The following is an 18,945-nucleotide window of genomic DNA, read 5'->3' as shown; positions in this document are numbered from 1 at the left end:
TCGCCGGACAGTCGGCCCGTATCCCGGCGACCGCCGTGTGCCGGGCCTCGGCGGCCCGCAGATGTCCGACGCCCTCGTCGAGAGCGGTCGGATCCGTCAGATGCTCCGGCTGCAGCAGCCGGTCGGCGCGGGCCGCACCGCCGCCGCGGGACGGCGCCGGGGGCGGTCCCGCCGCCTTCAGTCCGCCTTCACCGCGACGAGCAGTGCATAGCCCAGCGTGCCGGAGGCCACGGCGGCGCGGGCCGCGGCGAGGACGGCCGGGGCGGCGTCGAGGTCGAGGCCCGCGGCGCGGAGCCGGTCCGGGGCGGCCATCCGCAGCAGCGTCAGCCGGGCCTCGATCCGGTCGACCATGCTCAGCAGCGCGTCGTCGTGGCGCTCCGCGGCAGTCGTGCGGAGGCCCGCGCCCGCCAGAAGGCTCTCGTATCCGGCGGGTCCGGTCAGCGTCCGGGCGTCGGCGACGCAGGCGATCCGGGCGGTCAGGCCGGTGAGTTCCGGCGGCAGGCGGTCGGCGTCGGCGGTGACGTCGGTCAGGCCCAGCCGTCCGCCGGGCCGCAGGATCCGTGCGAACTCCGCGGCGGCCCGCGCCTTGTCGGGGAAGGTGCACAGCGCGCATTCGCACACGGCCGCGTCGAACGCCCCGTCGGGGTACGGCAGCCGTTCGGCGTCCCCGGTCGCAAAGCGGACGCTGTCGGCCACCCCGGCCGCGCGGGCCGCTTCTTGTGCCAGTGCGGTGGCGGCGGGGGAGTAGTCGACGCCGTCCACCTCGACGCCGTACGCGTCGGCGAGCAGCAGGGCCGTGGCGCCGCGCCCCGACGCCACGTCGAGCACGCGCTCGCCCGGGGCGACGGCCAGGGCGTCCGCGAGCCGGCGGGTCAGCGCGGCCCCGCCGGGGTGGTAGGCGTCGCCGAGCAGCAGCGGGACGACGTCGGAGGAGTGGTAGGCCGCGGCGCAGCAGGCCTTGAGGGTCTTGTGTCCGTCGTTCACGCGGAGCCGTCCCCCTCGGACGCCGTCGACGGCTTCGGCGTCCTGGAGCCGTACGGGGTGGAGGTCAGCAGGTCCGTGAGGGGCAGCGCGTTGGGCGCGACGGGGGCCACGGGCACGCCGGACAACCGGGAGCGGACCTGTTCCCGGTAGCCGACGGAGTTGTACGCGCAGAACGGGATCAGCCGGCCGTCGGGGGTGATCTCCTCGACGCAGCACTTCATCAGCTGCTTGACGTTGAGCGTGTAGGGGTCCTGGAAGTCCTGCACCACAATCATGAACGCCTTGTCGTCGAGTTCCCTGACGGCCTGGGGCAGATCGATGCCGCAGCTGTCCGGAGCACAGCCGAGGGCCTCGGCCGCGGCCCCTGCGGCGGTCCGCAGCTTCTCCTCGGTGGTCGCCGTGCCCATGAAGGCCGAGGCCGACCACAGCTTCTCCAGGGCCTCGCGGACGGCGGGGTCGGGCAGGACGCGGTTGGTGACGTAGTCGAGGTGGTCCTCGACGTTCAGCAGCCGCGGCACCGGCAGCACGGTCCGGTCGCCCGGTTCCCCGTCGACCAGCAGATAGGTGATGGACCGGCAGGTGGGGAAGCAGCACGGCACAGGGAAGAAGTCGCCCTTGCGGAACCACTCGGGGCGTTGCTCCGTGATCAGGCGGATGACGTCGGGGTTGGTGAGCCGGTTCAGCGGGTCGAAGGGGACATGCCGGCCGGAGTGGGTCACGGGCTGGAAGGCGACCGCGCGGACTGCGGGGTGGTCGATGCCGTACTCGACGATCGCGCCCAGTTCGTGCTCGTTGAGGCCGCGCTCGACGGCGGCGACGAGTGTGACGGTCAGCCCGGCCTCGGCGCAGTTGTCCAGCGCCCGCTGTTTGAGCGTACGCAGATCACGGCCCCGGATCTCCAGATGCGTCCGCTTGTCGAAGCCGTCGAACTGGAGGTAGACGTTCACCGACCGGCCGGGGGCGCGGTTGCGCTCGCCCAGTTCGGCGGCGAACCTCCGGTCGGCCGCCAGCCGGATGCCGTTCGTGTTGAGCGTGACGCTGCGGATGGGGCGCGCCTGGGCGAGGTCGATGAAGTCGAGGATGTTCGGGTGGATCGTGGGCTCTCCGCCGGAGAACATCACGACCTCCGCCTCCCCCTCGGACTCCACGAAGGCGTCCAGCATCCGCTCGCACTGCTCGTGGGTGATCGCGTAGCCGTCCTGCTGATGCCCCGAGTCGGCGAAGCAGATCGGGCAGTCGAGGTTGCAGCCGGTGTTGACCTCGATGATGCCGAGGCAGGCGTGCTGCTTGTGCTCCGGGCACAGCCCGCAGTCGCTGGGGCAGCCGTCCTTCACCTCGGTCTGGAAGGCCAGCGGGATCGTGCCCGGCTTGTTGAACCGTGCGGAGTGCACATACTCCTCGGCGTCCCCGTACACCAGCGCCTCGAACCCGCCGTGCTCGCGGCAGCGTTTCCGCAGATAGACCTTGTTGTCGCGGATGTTGACCTGGGCGTCGACGGGGGTCTTGCAGACCGGGCAGATCGACCGCGTGAACTCCGCGAACACCTCGTCGCGGTCCGTCTTGCGTGGGGCCGGCGGCCTCATGGTGTCCGGTTCATTCATGAATGCACGCTATTCCCGGCGGGAGGCCGGGAGCGGTCGACACGACGCTCAGCGAGGGGCGCGGCGCTCGGCCTCCTCCCTGACCGTCGCCAGCGAGGCGGCGACGGTCGCCTCCCAGCGCGGGGCGACCACGGAGCCCCACCACCGGCCGAGGGCCCACAGGTCCGTGCCCAGCTCCCCCGTATAGAGCAGCCGAGTCCCCCCGTTCTCGGCGAACTCGCTGAGCTCGAAGGACTCCACGACGTACGGCACCGGCCCGCGCACCAGCCGGAAGCCGACCCGTTCGGGGCGGACGAAGTGCACGGTCTCCACGGTCCGCGCCGTCAGCCGTCCGTCGGCGACGGGTGTGAAGTGCGCGGCGAGCACCAGGTCGGCGCCCCGCTCCAGCACTTCGACCTTCTTGCGCATCGCCCGGGTGGGCCGCCCCAGGTACGGCTGCGCGATCACATCGAAGACCACCTCGCGCGGTGCGCGGATGTCCACGCTCAGGGGCCCCAGCGGCCGCAGCCGCCGCCCGGCCCCCACGTCGAGCGGCACGGCCCCGGTCACCAGCCCCGCATACGCGGCTGCGGCCCCCCCGCCGACCGCGGCCCCGACCACCGCCAACCATCCCGTCCGCCCCAGCCGCCACACCATGGTCCGCGCCTCTCTGCTGTGCCCGTGCTGTCCGGTACGACGCTAGGACGGGACGGCCCGCGCGGCGGGTTGCCGCCACGCCGGTCGGCGCGCCGGTCGTACGGCGGCGGGTGTGCCGGCCGCCGACCCGGACGCACCGCGGCCCTGGACGGCCGTCGAGTGCATACCGGCCCCCGCGCTGCCCGACCTGGTCCGCGACGCCGGGCCGCTCCCCGCGTGGACCGCGCCGTCGATCGCGGCGGGCGCCGTGCGGGCGCTGCTCGCCCTGCACGCCGAGGGCGTCATCCACCGGGACGCCAAGCCCGGCGGCCAGCGGCCGCCGGGGCGCGCGGGGTCAGCCGCCGCCGTAGCGCATCTCGCGGGGGCTGACGCCGAAGCGCTGCCGGAACGCGGTGCTCAGGGCGCTGGCGGAGGAAAAACCGGAGGCGTACGCGAGATCGGTGATGGACATTCGGGCGAAGGCGGCGTCGCGCAGCCGGTCGCGGACCATCCGCAGGCGTTCCTCGCGTATCAGCTCCCGTGGCGTGGTGCCCGCCCGCTGGAGGGCCAGCTGCACCTGCCGCAGCGACCAGCCGAGCGCCTCGGCGACCACGGCCCCGGTCAGCTCGGGGTCGGCCGCCCGTTCGCGGACGTAGCGGCGGACCATCGCCTCCACCTCGGCCAGCTGTCCCGGTCCGGACGGCGGCCGGTCGTCGCCGGCCGCGAGCATGCACAGCAGCTCGACGATGCGGTCGGAGACCGCGTTGAACTGGGGGTCGGTGAGACGCTCCCGCTCCTCGTGCAGATCGTTGAGCATCGAACCGACGATCCGTCCCAGCCCCCGCGTCAGATCCAGTCCGGCGGCCAGCGGCGCCTTGAGGTTGAGCGGGCCGTCCACTTCACGGGCGGGGATGGTGAGGATGAACGCCTGAGTGCCGGCGTCCTGGAGGCAGGTGAACGGGGCCCCGAAGGTGACGAGCGCGCCCGTCCCCGCGGTCAGCCGCGCCTCCTCGCCGTCCTGGCGCAGCACGATCTGCCCGCGGAGCGGGACCAGCAGCCGGTAGTCCTCGTCCGGGTCCTGGCGGACCTGGTTCAGGCTGCGCGTGTACTCGATCTCGTCCGAACGGAAACGGACGAGCTGATACGCGGCGGTCCGCTGCCGGACGGTCTCGCCGCTGAAGTCGCCGGGGCGCGCATACCGGTAGTCCATCAGGGACTGGTACGAGGCGATGTGCTCCCGCCAGAACTCCGCACGATGCGGCGGGGCCACCTCGACCGTCGACGACGACTCCACGCTGTACGTGCTCGCGGGCACAGAGAATCCCTCCGCCGCCGTTCCGCTTCCCGTGCCACTGCCGTGTAATTTTCAACCAACCTGCAGGTAGTGGCGGTTATGGGCGCGCAGCGTAGTACAGCCGCCCGATTCTCCATAGATTCCGTGACGCCGTCGCGGAGGCTCGTGTGCGCCCGGCGGCAACTCTCCTGCGTACGGCGGAAAGTGCGGGCGGCGGTCCCTGGTCTACCGTCGGCCGCCCGTCACCACTCATTTGCGTGTTCGGCCGGTCACTCGCGCGCTTCACGCACATCCCATAGGCACCACAGCACACGCATCGCACGCACCACAGCACACGCATCGCACGCCTGCCACGAGGACCCCATGACTCAACAGATGCCGGAGGCGGTGTTCTGGTGCCTGGCCCTGGGCCTGCTCGCCGTCACCGTCCTGCTCGTGCGCCAGCGCGGGATCACCGCGCTTGTGCGCCGGCGGAACGCCGAACTGGCGGACGGCCTGCGGGCCAGGGACGAGGAGGTGCGGCATCTCGCGTCCGTCCGGCTGCCCGCCCTGGAGGGCGGCGCGGGCGGCGGCGCGGGCGCCCCGGGCGCGGCGGAGCAGGCCGTCCCGGGCGTCGGTCTGCTCGACCCCCGGCTGGCCGGCACCGGCTTCGCCAAGAGCGTCGACGAGGTGCTGGACCGGTTCGCCGGGGCCGTGGAGCAGGCGCAGGCCCGCGCGGACGCCGCCGCCAAGGCCGCGCTCAAGACGTCGATGCGCGCCGTCCAGGCCCTGGCGAACGAACAGCAGGTCGCCATCTCGCAGATGCAGGACCGCCATGACCACCCCGGTGTGCTGCGCGACCTGCTGGAGATCGACCATGCGAACGCCCAGTTCGGGCGGCGCGCCCAGGCCATCGCCGTACTGTGCGGGTCCTGGCCCGGACGGCAGCGCGCCGCCTCCGCGCTGACCGACGTGGTACGGGGCGCGACCTCCCGCATCCGCGACTACCGGCGGGTCGAGGTGCACGGGCACGTCGACATCGCCGTGGAGAGCCGGGCGGTTGAGCCCGCGGTGCTCGCCGTCGCCGAACTGCTCGACAACGCCGCGCGCCACTCCCAGCCCAACACCAAGGTCGAGGTCAATCTGCGCGCGGTGCACAACGGCGCCTGCATCGTCATCGACGACGCGGGCGTCGGCATGGACGGACAGGCGGCCGACCGGGCGTCGGTGCTGCTGTCCGGCGGACAGAGCGTGGACGTCACCCGGCTCGACGATCCGCCGCAGTTCGGCTTCGCCGTCATCGGAGCGCTCGCCGCCCGCTACGGCTTCGGCGTCACGGCCGACACCCGCTCCCCGTACGGAGGCGTGCGCGCCGTGGTGTTCCTCCCGTCCTCCCTGCTGACCCATGTGACGGAGGAGCCGGAACCCGCGCCGGCGGAGCCCGACCATGCTGCGACGCCGCAGTCCGCACCTCCGCCGGAGCCGCAGCCCGCGGGGGCGTCCGCCACGGAGTCCGCGGGGGCGTCCGCCACGGAGTCCGCGCCGCCGTCCCGGGACGCCGCCCACGCGCCGCAGGACGCGGCCGCCGGCGACACCACGGCCGGCGGGCTGCCCAAGCGCCGCCGCCGCGCCCCGCAGCAGTCGCGCTCCGCGCCGCCCGCGGAGCTGCCGACGGCCGACGAGGCAAGCCGGACCGCCGAGGAAACCGCCGTGCGCATGGGCGCGTTCGCGCGCGGCACCCGCTCCGGCCGCGACGCCCGCCTTGACGGCCATGACGAAGGGAAGACACAGGGATGACCGAGTCCACTGCCAACGAACTGGGCTGGATGCTCGACGAGGTCCTCAGAGTGCCGCACGCACGGCACGCGATCCTGCTCTCGGCCGACGGCATGCTGCGCGCCCACTCCGCCGACATCGACCGCGACGACGCGGAGCGGCTGGCCGCCGGGCTCTCCGGGGTGCAGTCGATCAGCCGCAGCACGGCCGAGTTCTGCGACCGCCCCGACACCCCCTGGCGGCAGACGCTGATCGAGTTCGCGCACGGCTATGTGTTTCTGGTGGCCGCCGGCACGGGCGCGTACCTCGCCGTCTCCACCAGCGACCGCGTGGACATGGAGGCAGTCACCTACCGCATGCACAAGCTGGTCGACCGGCTCGGCCGCGAACTGACCAGTCCGGCCCGGCAGGACGCCGGCGGACAGCGGACCGGCAGCCCGGCATGACCCCGGGCAGCCGGCGCCGCCGCCCGGACCGAGGGCTGGTGCGGCCGTACGTGGTCACCGAGGGCCGCGCCTGCCCGACCCGCAACACCCTGGACCTGGTCACCCTGCTGATCGCCGCCGACGATCTGCCCCTGACCGGGCTGAACCCCGAGAAACGCAGGCTGATGGAGCTGTGCCGGCCCGGAGCGCTCTCGGTCGCCGAGGTGGCCGGGCATCTGTCGCTGCCGGTCAGCGTCGTCAAGGTGCTGATCGCCGATCTGATGGACAGCGGCCACATCGTCACCCGGGCTGCGATCCCTTCCGCCCAGCCGTCCGACGCCCGAATCCTCCAGGAGGTGCTCGATGGGCTCCGCTCCCTCCTCTGACCGCGGCGCCGTCGGTCACGCCGCCTCCGGCCACCACAGCGGCGTCCATGTCGGGCCGGGTGTGCGCACCGCGGCCAAGCTCCTGGTCGTCGGGCACTTCGCGGTGGGCAAGACCACCTTCGTCGGCGCGCTGTCCGAGATCCGGCCCCTGCACACCGAGGAGCTGATGACACAGGCCGGCGCGCTGGTCGACGATCTGGCAGGCGTCTCCGGCAAGACGACCACCACCGTCGCCATGGACTTCGGCCGACTCACCCTCAGCGACAGCCTGGTGCTGTATCTCTTCGGCGCGCCCGGACAGCACCGCTTCACCCGGCTGTGGCAGGACATGACCCGAGGAGCGCTCGGTGCGCTCGTCCTCGCCGACACCCGCCGGCTGAGCAGTTCCTTCGACGTCATGGGCGTACTGGAGGAACTGGCCATCCCCTACGCGGTCGCCGTCAACGAGTTCCCCGGCGCGCCCGCCCACACCCTCGACGAGATCCGCGAGGCCCTCGACCTGCTTGACGAAACCCCTCTCGTGCGGTGCGACGCACGCGACCGGGCCTCCTCCGCCCGCGCGCTGATCGAGCTCGTCGAGTATCTGCAGTCCCGCACCGGCCATGCCCGCCCTCTGGAGCAAGCGTGAACGCACCCCTTCCCACGCCCGAACACTCCTCACCCGGCTGCCCCGTGCACGCCGGAGACGGTTCCCCGCACGAGCCCCTCTACGGCCCCGCCTTCGCGGCCGACCCGGCCGCCGTCTACCGCAGGCTGCGCACGGCCGGGCCGACCGCGCCGGTCGAACTGGCCCCCGGCGTCCGCGCCACGCTCGTCACCGGCTACGACGCCGCCCTGCATGTGCTGCGCACCACGGAGACGTTCTCCAAGGACTCGCGCCGCTGGCGCGACCTCGCCGACGGCACCGTACCGCCGGACAGCCCGGTGGTGCCGATGATGGCGTACCGGCCGAACGCCCTCCTCACGGACGGCCGGGAGCACCGTCGGCTGCGCGAGGCCATCACCGACAGCCTGGGGCGAGTGGAGCCCAGCGCCCTGCGCGGCCATGTCGAGCAGACCGCCGACACGCTCATCGACCGGTTCGCGGCGCACGGAAGCGCGGATCTGCTTGCCGCGTACGCACAGCCCCTGCCGCTGCTGGTGTTCAACCGGCTCTTCGGCTGCCCGCCTGACATCGGGGACCGGCTCGTCGAGGGCATGTCGGGGATCTTCGACGGCGTGGACGCGGAGAAGGCGAACGAACTGCTCACCCGGACCGTGACGGAGCTCGTCGGCCTCAAACGCGGCCGGCCCGCACAGGATGTGACGTCCTGGCTGATCGCCCACCCCGCGGGGCTCTCTGACGAGGAACTCGTCCACACCCTCGTCCTGCTCATGGGCGCGGGCACCGAGCCCCAGCAGAACCTGATAGCCAACAGCCTGCGGCTGCTGCTCTCCGACGAACGCTTCGCCGGCAGCCTGTCCGGCGGCAGCCTGCCGGTGGACGACTCGCTCGACGAGGTGCTGTGGACGGACCCGCCCATGGCCAACTACGCCGTGCACTTCCCCGTCCACGACGTCCGGTACGAAGGTGCGCTGCTGCGCGAAGGCGAGCCGCTGGTCATCAGCTTCGCCGCGGCGAACACCGACCCCGCGCTGACCGCGGAGCGCCGCGCGGGCAACCGCGCCCATCTGGCGTGGAGCGCGGGGCCGCACGCCTGTCCCGCGCAGGGACCGGCCCGGCTGATCGCCTCCGTGGCGGTCGAGAAGCTGCTGGACCGGCTGCCCGATGTGGAGCTGGCCGTGGCCGCCGGAGAACTGTCCTGGCGGCCCGGGCCGTTCCACCGCGCGCTCGCCGCGCTGCCCGTGCGCTTCCCGCCTGCCGCGAGCGTCCTCGGGGGCACGCCCGAGCGGCAGCCCGACGGGCAGCCGCGGCAGACGGCCGCGCGGCCCCGCCCCGTGCCGCCCTGGGCGCACCAGCCCGCCGCCGCGGGGCCGGGCAGGGCACGGCGCCTGTGGTCCGGGCTGCGGAGCTGGTGGCGGGGCGGTGAGTGAGCCCGGTCAGCCGAGCCGTACGGGCAGGTCGCGGTGCCCGTTGGAGATGAACGAGTCCACGGGGCGCAGCTCTTCGGGCGGGACGGCCAGGGTCAGCCCGGGGAACCGCTCGAAGAGCGCGGGGAGCGCGATGCGGGCCTCCAGCCGGCCAAGGGACGCACCCAGGCAGAAGTGGACGCCGTGGCCAAAGGCCAGATGCTCCTTGTCCGGGCGGGTGACGTCGAAGCGGTCGGCGTCCTTGCCGTGGCGTTCGGGACAGCGCCCGGCGGCGGCGTACGCGGCGAGGATCGCCTCCCCCTTGCGGATCACCGCGGCGCCGGGCACCTCGATGTCCTCCACCGCGTAGCGCAGCGGCAGACTGGCGACCGGCGCGTCATGGCGCAGGCTCTCCTCGACGACGTCGTCCCAGGAGGCGTGGCCCTTGCGCACCTGTGCGAGCTGTTCGGGATGGGTGAGCAGGGCGTGGATGGCGTTGTCGATCAGATTGACCGTCGTCTCGTGCCCTGCGCCGATCATCAGGACCAGGGTGCCGAGCAGCTCCTGCTCGCTGAGCCGGGACTCGCCCCCGTCGTCGCGGGCGGCGATCAGCCCGCTGGTCATGTCGTCGGCGGGCGACTCCCGCTTGGCGGCGACGAGTTCGCCCATGACGGCGTAGAGCCGGGCGTAGGTCGCGGTGACCTCCTCCGGATCGGCGGAGGTGTGGAAGATGCTGTCCACGACGGCGCGCAGCTCGTCCCGTTTGCCTTCGGGCAGCCCGAACAGCTCGCTGATCACCTGGATCGGCAGCGGATAGGCGTACATCTCCCGCAGATCCACCACGCCGCCGTCCCGCCCCTCCTCGGCGATGCGGTCCAGCAGGCCGGCGGTGATCTCCTCGATGCGCGGCCGCAGCGCGGCGGTGCGGCGCGCGGTGAACGCCTTGGCGACCAGGGTGCGCAGCCGGGTGTGCTCCTCGCCGTAGGCGGTGAACATGTTCTCCACCGCCACCCAGGTGAACAGCGGCCACTCGGGGGAGATCTCGCCGTCGATCCACGCCGGCCAGTGGCGGCGCGGGTCCTTGGAGACCCGCGGATCGGTGAGCAGCTCCTTCAGCAGCGCGGGGGAGCTGACCGCCCACGCCTCGACCCCGCCGGGGAGTTCGACGCGTGTGAGCGGCCCGCGGGCCCGTATGCGGGCGGCCTCCTCGTGGATGTCGCGTCCGGTCGGGTCCATCACCACACGGGACGGTTCTGCCATGCCGGCCTCCCTGGCCTTCGCTCCGACGAACTCCCTCAGTGACTCGAACGCTACTTCGCGGCAACGGGCCGTATCGAGACCGCCTCCGGACGGTGTTCGCGGCGGCGCAACATCCGTACGCGTACGGGCAGGTGGGCTCCGGCCGCGTCACAGCGCGTCCACGGCGCTGACCTTCCAGCCGTCCGGGGTGCTGACCAGCGTCACCCGCACGCGGTTGAGGTCGAGACGGGGCGTGGAGAGCCGGGTGCTGGTGGTGACCTGATTGACGAAGAGCAGCACCACCGCCTTGTCCGGTGTGGCCGACACCACCGAGGCCGCGGAGGCGTCGTCGCCGTTCGGGGGCTTGGCGACGGTGGCCTTGACGGTGCCCCGGTACTTCGTGGCTGTGGGGGTGACGACGGTCTTCGTGGTCTTGCCGTACTGGTCGAGGAAGTCGCCGGTGAGATGGCGGCGGGCCGCTGCGAAGTCGCGGTCCAGGTGGCGGTGGTCGTACGACAGGATCACTGGGGCCGCCTTGCGGGCGGCGGCCAGCGCGGACGTACGGGCCTGGGCGGTGCGTTCGGACTGGCGGTACTGCCAGGCGAGTACGGCGCCGGCGGTCAGGGCCAGCACGACCAGCAGCGCCAGTGCGCCGCTGAGGACCGCGCGCCGTCGGCCGGGGCGCGTTGCGGCCGCGGCCGTAACGCCGGTCAGGGTCTCGGCCCGGGCAGCCGCTGCGGTGCCGGTGTCGGTGTCGGCGTCGGTCCCGGCGTCGGCTCCGCTGATGGCCTCGGGGCCGGCCGCGAGAGCCACCCCGGACCCCGGCTCATCGGTGCGCTGGGCGCGTTCGGACCGCTTGGCTGCGGCGCGCGCGGCCGCCGCCACGCGGACGGATCGGTTCGCCATGGTGTGTCTCCTCAAGGGCGGGCTCAGGGCGGGGCAGGTCAGCCGACGAAGGCGACGTCGGACGTCAGCCACCGTCCGTCCTCAAGGACGAGGTCGAGCTGAAGGCGGTAGTTGCGGGCGGCGCCCTCGGGGGTGGCGACATTGGCGACCTTGCTGTCCGCCGCCACCAGGACGCGGGCGGACCGTTCGTCCGCCCGGACGATGCCCGCGTCGAGGATGCGGCCCTCGGAGACCGACTGGTTCTCGGCGACGAGCTTCGTCAGCTGTTCCGTCTGCGCCGAGAACTGCTTCTTGAAGTCTCCGGTCGCGCCGCTCAGGACGTTCTTGCTGTCCCGGTCGTAGTGCCGGTAGTCGAGCGAGGTGAAGTTGAGCGCCGACTGCCGGGCCGCGGCCAGGATGTCCTGGTGCCGCTGGTCCGTCGTCCGGCGCTCGTACACCTGGACGCCGAGCCATCCGGACGCGGCCGTCAGCGCGACGGCCAGGACGGCGAGCGCCGCGGTGACCGCCGGGCGCAGCAGGATGCGGCGGACGCGGGTTATGCCATGGGACCGACGAGCAGCCATTGCCAGGAGTCCTTTCCGAATGTGCTCTGTGCACCGCCTGTGGAGCCGATCTGGACGGGCTGACGGCCGACCCCGCCCATCTGGCCTGCGCCCCCCGAGCCGCCCGGAGCGGCCCCCGCGCGGGGGGCGTTCTGGGCACCGCGCACGGAGGTGTCGCTGCCGCGCGGCTCGGTGCAGCGGGCGTCCGTGTTGGCCGGGCGGTCGGACGTGTCGGCGGGGTCGCGCCACTGAGTTCCGTACCCCTGACGGCACGGCGGCGGATCGTCGGCGTTCACGACCATGCCGAAGTGGGTGGTGCCGTCGCCCGGCAGCACCGTGTAGCTGCCCGCGACCACCACCGGGAAGGTGACCAGCATCTGTTCGACGCCGGGCAGTCGGGCGAGGGTGATCTGACCGCCGCTGATCAGATTGCCCAGCAGTACCGGGAGGTGCGGGCGGTTGGCCGTCAGCAGCTCGTTCACCTCGTGTGCGGCCGACGCGCCGTTGCCCATCAGCGCCCGGATGTCTCCGTCGCTCGATTTGAGCTGTGCCGTGAGGGCTGCAAGATCGCGTGAGAAGCCCTTGATGGCCGACTCCTGGTCCGTCTGGGTCTTCAGCACCTTCCGTGAGTCCTCGATCAGCGCGATGGTCTCCGGGAGGGCGTCGGACGCCGACTGCACGAGGGCATTGCCCGAGTCGACCAGCCGGGTCAGATGGGGTCCGGTGCCGGAGAAGGCCCTGCCCAGCTCGTCGACCGTGATCCGCAGATCCTGCCTGTCCACCGACTGCACCAGCCGGTCCAGACTGAGGATCAGCTCCGTGGCGGGCGTGGGCACCCGTGTATTGCGGCGCGGCACCGTGCTGCCGTCCCGCAGATACGGGCCGTCGTCGGAGCGCGGCTGGAGATCCACATACTGCTCGCCGACCGCCGAACGGTTCGCGACCACCGCGAGGCTGTCGGCCGGGATCTCGGGGGAGTCCTTCAGCCGCAGTTCCACCGAGACGCCCCCGGAGCCGCTCAGTCGCAGTTCGCCCACCCGGCCCACGGGCACCCCGCGGTAGGTGACCTCCGCGCCGGTGTAGATGCCGCCGGAGTCGGCGAACTCGGCCCGTACGGTGTAGCCGCGGCCCAGCAGCCGGTCGGCGAGCCCGGTGTACTCGGCGGCTACATGGGATACGCCGAGGGCGGTGACGAGGGCGAAGGCGAGCAGCTGCGCTCTGACCGTGCGGGTGATCACGGCAGCAGTCCCTTCAGCAGAAGCCCGGCGAGGGCGGTGTCGATGCCCGGCGGGTAGCGGCCGTCGGCGGCGTATGTGCTCTGGTACGAGGCGTGGTGGGCCGAGGGGCAGAACGGCAGGCAGGTCAGGTCGGCGTCTCCCTCACCTGCACCGTCTCCGTTTCCGTCCCCGCCGCCGGGCAGGTCCGGGGCGCTCGGCTCGTCCGGCGTGCCCGGCGGCTGCGGGGCCTGCGGCAGCTCGGGGGACTCGGGCAGACCGGGCAGACCGGGCAGCTCAGGTCCTTCAGGGACCTCGGGCAGTTCGGGGGTGGGCGCGGCCGGGTCACCGGGCTGCGGCGGTGCCTCGCCCTCCCCGGCCAGATTGCCGTAGAGGCTGCGCAGGTCCAGATCGGCGGTGACCTTGAGATTGACATAGTCGCCCTTGATCGCGTCCACCACATTCCGCGGGAACGGATAGGTCGTCAGCAGCTCCAGGGCGTTGGGGAGATCCGCGCCCGCCTTGTTGAGCTGCTTCAGGATCGGCTGGAGCGCCCGCAGATTGGCGATCACGTCGTCCCGGGACGCGTTGACGACCCTGGTGCCCGTGACGCCCAGCTCCGACAGGGACCGGAGCATGGCGGTGAGCTTGGGGCGCTGGTCGGCGAGCACCTTGAGCGCGGGCGGCATGGCCGTGACAGCCTGCCCGATCGTCTTCTTCTCCTTGGCGAGCGTGGCGGACAGCTTGTCGATGCCCTCCAGCGCGCGGACGATCTCCTTCTTCTGGGCGTCCAGGCCGCCGAGGAAGGTCTTCAGCTCAAAGAGCAGGGACTTGACCCGGTCCTCGCGGCCGTCGAGCGCCTTGTTCAGCTCTGTCGTCACCGTCTTGAGCTGGGCCACTCCGCCGCCGTTGAGCAGCGCCGACAGCGCGGAGAGGACCTCCTCGATCTCGGGGTTGCGCCCGCTGCGGGCGAGCGGAATCCGGTCGCCGTCGGACAGCCGGCCGACCGGCTCCGCCCCGCCGCCCTCAGGCGGCGGCGACAGCGCCACATACTTCTCACCGAGCATGCTGGTCTGCCGGATCTCGGCGAGCGCATTGGCCGGCAGCCGGACCGAGTCGGCGATCCGCAGCCGTACGCGTGCGTGCCAGCCGTCCAGCTCCACCTTCTCGACGGCCCCGACGGTGACGTTGTTGACCTTCACCGTGGACTGCGGGACGAGATCGAGGACATCGCGGAACTCGACCGTGACCCGGTAGCTGCGGCCGTCCGCCGCCGCGCCGCCGGGCAGCGGCACATCGTGCAGGCCGTGGAACTCGCAGCCGGTCAGCAGCAGTGAGCCGGCGGCGGCCCACAAGACCGTCGTGCGCGGTGTTCTCGTACGCCGTGCCTTCATACGTTGCGGCCCTCCAGGATCCCGCCGAGCGTCTTGTCGGTCGCGCCCTGCCCCGCCGATGACGCGGGCAGCGCCGGCAACGAGTCGAACAGCTCCTTCAGGTCCGCGCAGTCGGCGCCGCCGCCCCCGCCCGTCTCCCCGCCCGCCTCACCGGCCGTCTTGAGCAGGGAGCACAGCAGCGACGCCGGGTCCTGCGGTTCGTCCGGGTTGCTCCGGGTGTCCAGCGTTCCGGCGGAGGGGTTGTAGGCGTTCTGCAGATTGGACAGGCCGGCGGGCGCGACATCGAGGAACTCCTCAAGTGCGGCCCGTTGGCTGACCAGAACGCGGGTCACCTTGCTCAGACCCTTCACATCGGCGGTCAGGTCCTTCTTGTTCTGTTTCACGAACTCCGACACATCGGCGAGCGCGGCCGCCAGATGGGAGATGGCGGCGGCGAGGTCCTTGCGCTCCCCGGCCAGCTGCTCGGCCACCTTGGCCAGGTTGCCGTTGAACGACCGGACATGAGTGTCATCGGCCGCCAGCGTGGCGGTGAACAGCTGGAGGTTCCGCACGGTCCCGAACAGGTCCTGCCGACCGTCGGCGAGCGTGGTGACGGCCTGGGAGAGGTCCTTGACCGTCTGGTGCAGCTGATCCCCCTGGCCCTGGAGGTTGTCCGCGCTGACGGCCAGCAGCCGGGACAGCGCCCCGTCCTCGTTGGCGCCCCGCGGCCCCAGCGCGTTCGCCGTCGTACGGAGCCCGTCGAAGACCCGGTCCAGCTCGACCGGCACGGCCGTGCGGTCCAGCGGGATGACGTCGCCGCTGCGCATCGCCGGACCGCCGCGGTGGACGGGCAGCAACTGCACATAGCGGTCGCTGACGACGGAGGAGTTGACGATGGCCGCGCGCGCGTCCGGCGGCACCTTGTGCTCGGCCGTGTACTCCAGCTCGACCCGCACCCGGCCGCCCTCCGGAGTGATCTCCTTGACCTCGCCGATCCGTACGCCGAGCACCCGCACATCGGAGCCCGGATAGATGCCGACCGTACGGGGGAAGTACGCGGTCACCGTGACCGTCGGCGACTGCGGCAGCAGCCATACGACGCCGAGGGCCGCGACGCAGACCGCGAGGGCGACGGCGAGCGCGATGCGGAGGCGTCGCGTGAATGTGAACTGTGGAAGCTTCATCGGGAGTCTCCCGTTCGCGGGACCACCGGCGTGGGGGTGACCATGTTCTGGATATAGCTGTCGAACCAGCGGCCGTTGCCCAGGGTGTTGGTGAAGACCCGGGCGTACGGCGCCAGCAGCTTGACGCTGCGGTCGAGACTGGCCTGGTTGCGCTCCAGCATCCGCACCACGGTGTTCAGCCGCTTCAGCGCGGGCCCGATCGCCTGGCGGTTGTCCTTGACGAGCCCGGAGAGCTGAACGCTGAGCGCGACCGAGCTTTTCAGCAGCGCGTGAATGGCCTCGCGCCTGGCGTGGATCTCCGCCAGCAGCTTGTCGCCGTCCTTGACCAGCCTGCTGAACTCCTTGCGCCGCTCGGCGAGCACGCCGGTGACGCCGTCCGCGTGGTCGAGGAGCGTCCGCAGGGCTTCGTCGCGGGAGGCCACGGTGCGGGAGAGCTTCGACAGTCCCTGGATGGAGGCCCTCACCTCGTCGGGCGCGTCCTCGAAGGTCGTGGAGAGCGTGTCCAGCGCGGCGGCCAGCCGCTCCTTGTCGATCTGCTCGGTCGTCACAGTGAGGTCGCTGAACGCCTCCACCACGTCATACGCCGGTACGGTGCGCTTCAGCGGGATCTCGCCGCCCGGCTTCAGCCGCCCCTTGCCCTTGGGCGCCAGCGCCAGATACTTCGCGCCCAGGATCGTCTTGACACGGATCGACGCCCCGGTGCGGGACCCCAGCTTCCGGTCCTCGTCGTCGATCCGGAAGGTCACCTTGACATGGCCGTCGTCCAGGCCGACTCCCTCCACCTTGCCGACCTTGACGCCGGCGATCCGCACCTCGTCGCCGGGCCCCAGCCCGCCGGCCTCGGAGAAGGCGGCGCTGTAGGTCTGCCCGCCGCCGATCAGCGGCAGGCTCTCGACATGGAACGCGGCCGTGATCAGCAGCGTGACGGCGGTGAGCCCTGCCGCGCCGATCACCACGGGGTTGCGGTCTCGGAAGGGGATCAACCGGCACACCTCGCCCTGTCCACATGGAGTTCATGAGTGATGACCTCGTCCGTTCCCGGCAGCACGATCCGGCCGTCGAAGTCGCAGAGATAGAAGTTGAACCAGGAGCCGTACGACGCCGTGCCGGTCAGCTCGTTCAGCTTGCCGGGCAGTCGTTTCAGCACGCCCTCCACGGTCTTCTCGTGGTCGTTCAGGGTCCCGGTGAGCCGGGACAGCTCGGCGATGTCGTTCTTCAGCGGCGGCCGGGCGTCCTTGAGGAGCCCGGAGGCGGCCTCCGCGAGCCCGTTGATGTCGCCGAGGGACTCCCCGATGGGCTTGCGGTCGGCCGCGAGCCCCGAGATCAGCCGCTGCAACTGGGTGATCAGCTGTGAGAAGCGGGCGCTGCGCTTGTCCACCGTGCTGAGCACCGCGTTGAGATTGTCGATCACCGAGCCGATCAGCTGGTCGCGTTCGGCGAGTGTGGCGGTGAGCGACGCGGTGTGCGCGAGCAGGCTGCGCACCGTGCCGCCCTCGCCCTGGAGCGTTTTGACGATCTCGGTGGCGAGCTGGTTCATGTCCTGGGGGCTGAGCGCGGCGAACAGCGGTTTGAAGCCGTTCAGCAGGGCGTTGAGGTCGAGCGCCGGTTCGGTGCGGGAGAGCGGGATACGGTCGCCGGGGCGCAGCCGTTCGTCGCCCCCGGGGCCTTCCGTCAGCGCGATATAGCGCTGGCCGATCAGGCTGCGGTAGCGGATGACGGCACGGGTGCCGGCGTGCAGCGGCCGGTCGCGCCGGACGGTGAAGGTGATCTCGGCCAGTTCACGGTCCTCGGCCCGGTCCTTGACTGTCCTGATGTCCTCCACCTCGCCGACCCTGACCCCGGCGATTCTGATGTCGTCCCCCTCCTCCAGGCTGGTGACATCGCTGAAAACTGCGGTGTACGAATCCTTGGCCGCAAGGGAGAAGTTGACGATGGTGGCGGCGAGTACGGCGGTGGCGGCCACGGTCACCACGGCGAAGACGCTCAGCTTGACCAGCTGGGGCGCGGCGGTTCTGGTGCTCGTACGGCTCATGCGACGCTCACCGCCGTCCCGCGCGCCATCGGACCGAACAGCAGCGTGGTGACCGCGGGCACCTCGTCGGCGGGCACGCCCATGACCGGGGCCACGAGCGAGGCGACTGCGTGCTGCTCGGCCGGGGTGCCGGACACCGCGAGGCCGGGGCCGTGAGGGCCGCCGCCGCCCGAACCCGTCTGCCAGGTGCCGTCGTCGAGCTTGGTGGGCGGCGCGGGCACGTGCGGATGGGGCAGTCCTCTGCAATTCGGTCCTGAACGCTCGGCATAGCGCGGTTCCTCGCCGGATCGGTAGGGGGCTCGCGGATGGACGACTTCCAGGGTGATCCGCATCTTCCCGCCCCTGAAAGCCTGTTCAGACGCTGCTTCCTGCCGTACGAGACCCGCCAGCAGACATGGGTACTGGGGCGAGTAGCGGGCGAACAGCGCCAGCGTGGGACGGGACACCCGGCCCAGGGTGATCAGCCGTTCCCTGTTCTCGTCGAGCAGGGTTTCCGCGGTTCCGGCCGCGGTCGCGGTCGCGGTGAGCAGCGCGGCGAGCCGGTCCTCCTGCTCGACCAGCGTCACGCTGGTGGTGAGGGTGTTGCGCAGGATGCGCAGCAGATCGGGTGCGGCGTCGCGGTACACCTCGGCGACATCGGCGAAGCGCGAGATGTCCTCCTGGAGGGAGGGCATATGCGGGTTGAGCCGGTGCAGATAGTCCTCGAGGCGGACGAGGTTGTCGCCGATTGCGTCGCCCCGCCCCTCCAGGGCGGTGGCGAACGCGGACAGGGTGGCGTTCAGCTTGCCCGGCTGAACCGTGCGCAGCAGCGGCAGCAGATCGTTCATCAGCTGCTGGATCTCCATGCCGACGGTCGTGCGGTCCTGGGTGATGACGTCCCCGGCCCGGATGTGCCGGACCGCGGATTTCCACGATTTGCCCGGCGCGGATCGTGCTGACGCGGACTTCCCCTGCGACCCCTGCGTTCCTTGCGACGCGGACTTCTCCTGCGACCCCTGCGTTCCTTGCGACGCGGACTTCTCCGGGATGACCAGATCGACGTACTTCTCGCCGAACAGCGTCTTGGGCAGCAGTCGGGCGTGCACATCGGCCGGGATGAGCGGTACGTGCTCCGGCTTCAGCGCGATGCCGAGCGTGGCCTTCTCCCCGTCGGCGCGCACCTCGCGCACCTCGCCGACCAGCAGCCCGCGCAGCTTGACGTCCGCGCGCGGCTCCAGCTGGTTGCCGAGCGTGCCGGCCTCCAGGGTGATCCGTACGACGGGGGTGAACACCTGCTGGTAGACCGCGACCGTCAGCGACAGCAGCAGGGCGATGACGGCGAGGAAGACGACCCCGTACAGCCGCAGCCGTACGGTCCGCCCCAGCGTGGGAAGTCCGGTCATAGG

General features: G+C 71.8%; 18 protein-coding genes. 5 read left to right on the top strand and 13 right to left on the bottom strand.

The annotated features are described in order from the left end of the window. Nucleotides 1-177: 177 nt before the first annotated feature. The 4 genes from QCN29_RS19355 to QCN29_RS19340 all read right to left on the bottom strand — a co-directional run bounded on the left by QCN29_RS19355 (nucleotide 178) and on the right by QCN29_RS19340 (nucleotide 4,515). Nucleotides 178-984: a class I SAM-dependent methyltransferase gene (locus QCN29_RS19355; protein ID WP_279929580.1), complete on the bottom strand. Its 807-nt coding sequence runs from the start codon at nucleotides 982-984 to the stop codon at nucleotides 178-180. Continuing rightward, nucleotides 981-2,585, bottom strand: a complete 1,605-nt coding sequence (locus tag QCN29_RS19350) for a radical SAM protein (protein ID WP_279929579.1) — start codon at nucleotides 2,583-2,585, stop codon at nucleotides 981-983. Before QCN29_RS19350 ends, QCN29_RS19355 begins: the two co-directional genes overlap by 4 nt. 48 nt (nucleotides 2,586-2,633) lie before the next feature. Continuing rightward, nucleotides 2,634-3,221: an SRPBCC family protein gene (locus QCN29_RS19345; protein WP_279929577.1), complete on the bottom strand. Its 588-nt coding sequence runs from the start codon at nucleotides 3,219-3,221 to the stop codon at nucleotides 2,634-2,636. A gap of 334 nt (nucleotides 3,222-3,555) precedes the next feature. Continuing rightward, nucleotides 3,556-4,515 carry an AraC-like ligand-binding domain-containing protein gene (locus QCN29_RS19340; RefSeq protein WP_279929575.1) on the bottom strand — a complete coding sequence of 320 codons (960 nt, stop codon included), beginning with the start codon at nucleotides 4,513-4,515 and terminating at the stop codon, nucleotides 3,556-3,558. Between the two features lie 342 nt (nucleotides 4,516-4,857). On the opposite strand from QCN29_RS19340, the gene QCN29_RS19335 reads away from it, so the two are divergent. From QCN29_RS19335 to QCN29_RS19315, 5 genes are read left to right on the top strand one after another with little or no spacing between them, the layout of a single operon-like run. Further along, nucleotides 4,858-6,270, top strand: a complete 1,413-nt coding sequence (locus QCN29_RS19335; RefSeq protein ID WP_279929573.1) for a sensor histidine kinase — start codon at nucleotides 4,858-4,860, stop codon at nucleotides 6,268-6,270. After that, on the top strand, nucleotides 6,267-6,695 hold the full coding sequence (locus QCN29_RS19330) for a roadblock/LC7 domain-containing protein (RefSeq protein ID WP_240134478.1): 429 nt from the start codon (nucleotides 6,267-6,269) through the stop codon (nucleotides 6,693-6,695). The genes QCN29_RS19335 and QCN29_RS19330 overlap by 4 nt, the downstream gene beginning before the upstream one ends. Beyond that, a complete protein-coding gene (locus tag QCN29_RS19325) occupies nucleotides 6,692-7,060 on the top strand; it encodes a DUF742 domain-containing protein (protein WP_240134477.1) in 369 nt (122 codons plus the stop codon). Before QCN29_RS19330 ends, QCN29_RS19325 begins: the two co-directional genes overlap by 4 nt. Continuing rightward, nucleotides 7,038-7,688 carry a GTP-binding protein gene (locus QCN29_RS19320; RefSeq protein ID WP_279929569.1) on the top strand — a complete coding sequence of 217 codons (651 nt, stop codon included), beginning with the start codon at nucleotides 7,038-7,040 and terminating at the stop codon, nucleotides 7,686-7,688. The genes QCN29_RS19325 and QCN29_RS19320 overlap by 23 nt, the downstream gene beginning before the upstream one ends. Beyond that, nucleotides 7,685-9,094, top strand: a complete 1,410-nt coding sequence (locus tag QCN29_RS19315) for a cytochrome P450 (protein WP_398859484.1) — start codon at nucleotides 7,685-7,687, stop codon at nucleotides 9,092-9,094. Before QCN29_RS19320 ends, QCN29_RS19315 begins: the two co-directional genes overlap by 4 nt. Before the next feature lie 6 nt (nucleotides 9,095-9,100). Here the strand turns inward: QCN29_RS19315 and QCN29_RS19310 are convergent, their stop codons facing one another. The 9 genes from QCN29_RS19310 to QCN29_RS19270 all read right to left on the bottom strand — a co-directional run bounded on the left by QCN29_RS19310 (nucleotide 9,101) and on the right by QCN29_RS19270 (nucleotide 18,942). Next, nucleotides 9,101-10,330: a cytochrome P450 family protein gene (locus tag QCN29_RS19310; RefSeq protein ID WP_279929567.1), complete on the bottom strand. Its 1,230-nt coding sequence runs from the start codon at nucleotides 10,328-10,330 to the stop codon at nucleotides 9,101-9,103. A 147-nt stretch (nucleotides 10,331-10,477) separates the two neighbouring features. Next, entirely contained in the window at nucleotides 10,478-11,215 is a 738-nt protein-coding gene (locus QCN29_RS19305) for a hypothetical protein (protein ID WP_279929565.1), read from the bottom strand. Nucleotides 11,216-11,253: 38 nt separating this feature from the next. Next, nucleotides 11,254-11,778 (bottom strand): hypothetical protein, encoded by a 525-nt coding sequence (locus QCN29_RS19300; RefSeq protein WP_279929564.1) that lies wholly within the window; start codon nucleotides 11,776-11,778, stop codon nucleotides 11,254-11,256. Continuing rightward, nucleotides 11,751-12,995 (bottom strand): MlaD family protein, encoded by a 1,245-nt coding sequence (locus tag QCN29_RS19295; protein ID WP_279929562.1) that lies wholly within the window; start codon nucleotides 12,993-12,995, stop codon nucleotides 11,751-11,753. The genes QCN29_RS19300 and QCN29_RS19295 overlap by 28 nt, the downstream gene beginning before the upstream one ends. Next, entirely contained in the window at nucleotides 12,992-14,365 is a 1,374-nt protein-coding gene (locus QCN29_RS19290; RefSeq protein ID WP_279929561.1) for an MCE family protein, read from the bottom strand. The genes QCN29_RS19295 and QCN29_RS19290 overlap by 4 nt, the downstream gene beginning before the upstream one ends. Continuing rightward, nucleotides 14,362-15,528: an MCE family protein gene (locus QCN29_RS19285; RefSeq protein WP_279929560.1), complete on the bottom strand. Its 1,167-nt coding sequence runs from the start codon at nucleotides 15,526-15,528 to the stop codon at nucleotides 14,362-14,364. The genes QCN29_RS19290 and QCN29_RS19285 overlap by 4 nt, the downstream gene beginning before the upstream one ends. Further along, a complete protein-coding gene (locus tag QCN29_RS19280) occupies nucleotides 15,525-16,511 on the bottom strand; it encodes an MCE family protein (protein WP_279929559.1) in 987 nt (328 codons plus the stop codon). The genes QCN29_RS19285 and QCN29_RS19280 overlap by 4 nt, the downstream gene beginning before the upstream one ends. After that, nucleotides 16,508-17,560, bottom strand: a complete 1,053-nt coding sequence (locus QCN29_RS19275) for an MCE family protein (RefSeq protein WP_279929558.1) — start codon at nucleotides 17,558-17,560, stop codon at nucleotides 16,508-16,510. Before QCN29_RS19275 ends, QCN29_RS19280 begins: the two co-directional genes overlap by 4 nt. Beyond that, nucleotides 17,557-18,942: an MCE family protein gene (locus QCN29_RS19270; RefSeq protein ID WP_279929556.1), complete on the bottom strand. Its 1,386-nt coding sequence runs from the start codon at nucleotides 18,940-18,942 to the stop codon at nucleotides 17,557-17,559. Before QCN29_RS19270 ends, QCN29_RS19275 begins: the two co-directional genes overlap by 4 nt. Nucleotides 18,943-18,945: the final 3 nt, after the last annotated feature.

This window comes from Streptomyces chengmaiensis, assembly GCF_029846775.1.
Classification (GTDB): domain Bacteria; phylum Actinomycetota; class Actinomycetes; order Streptomycetales; family Streptomycetaceae; genus Streptomyces; species Streptomyces chengmaiensis.
This window is presented reverse-complemented; position numbering and strand designations above follow the sequence as displayed.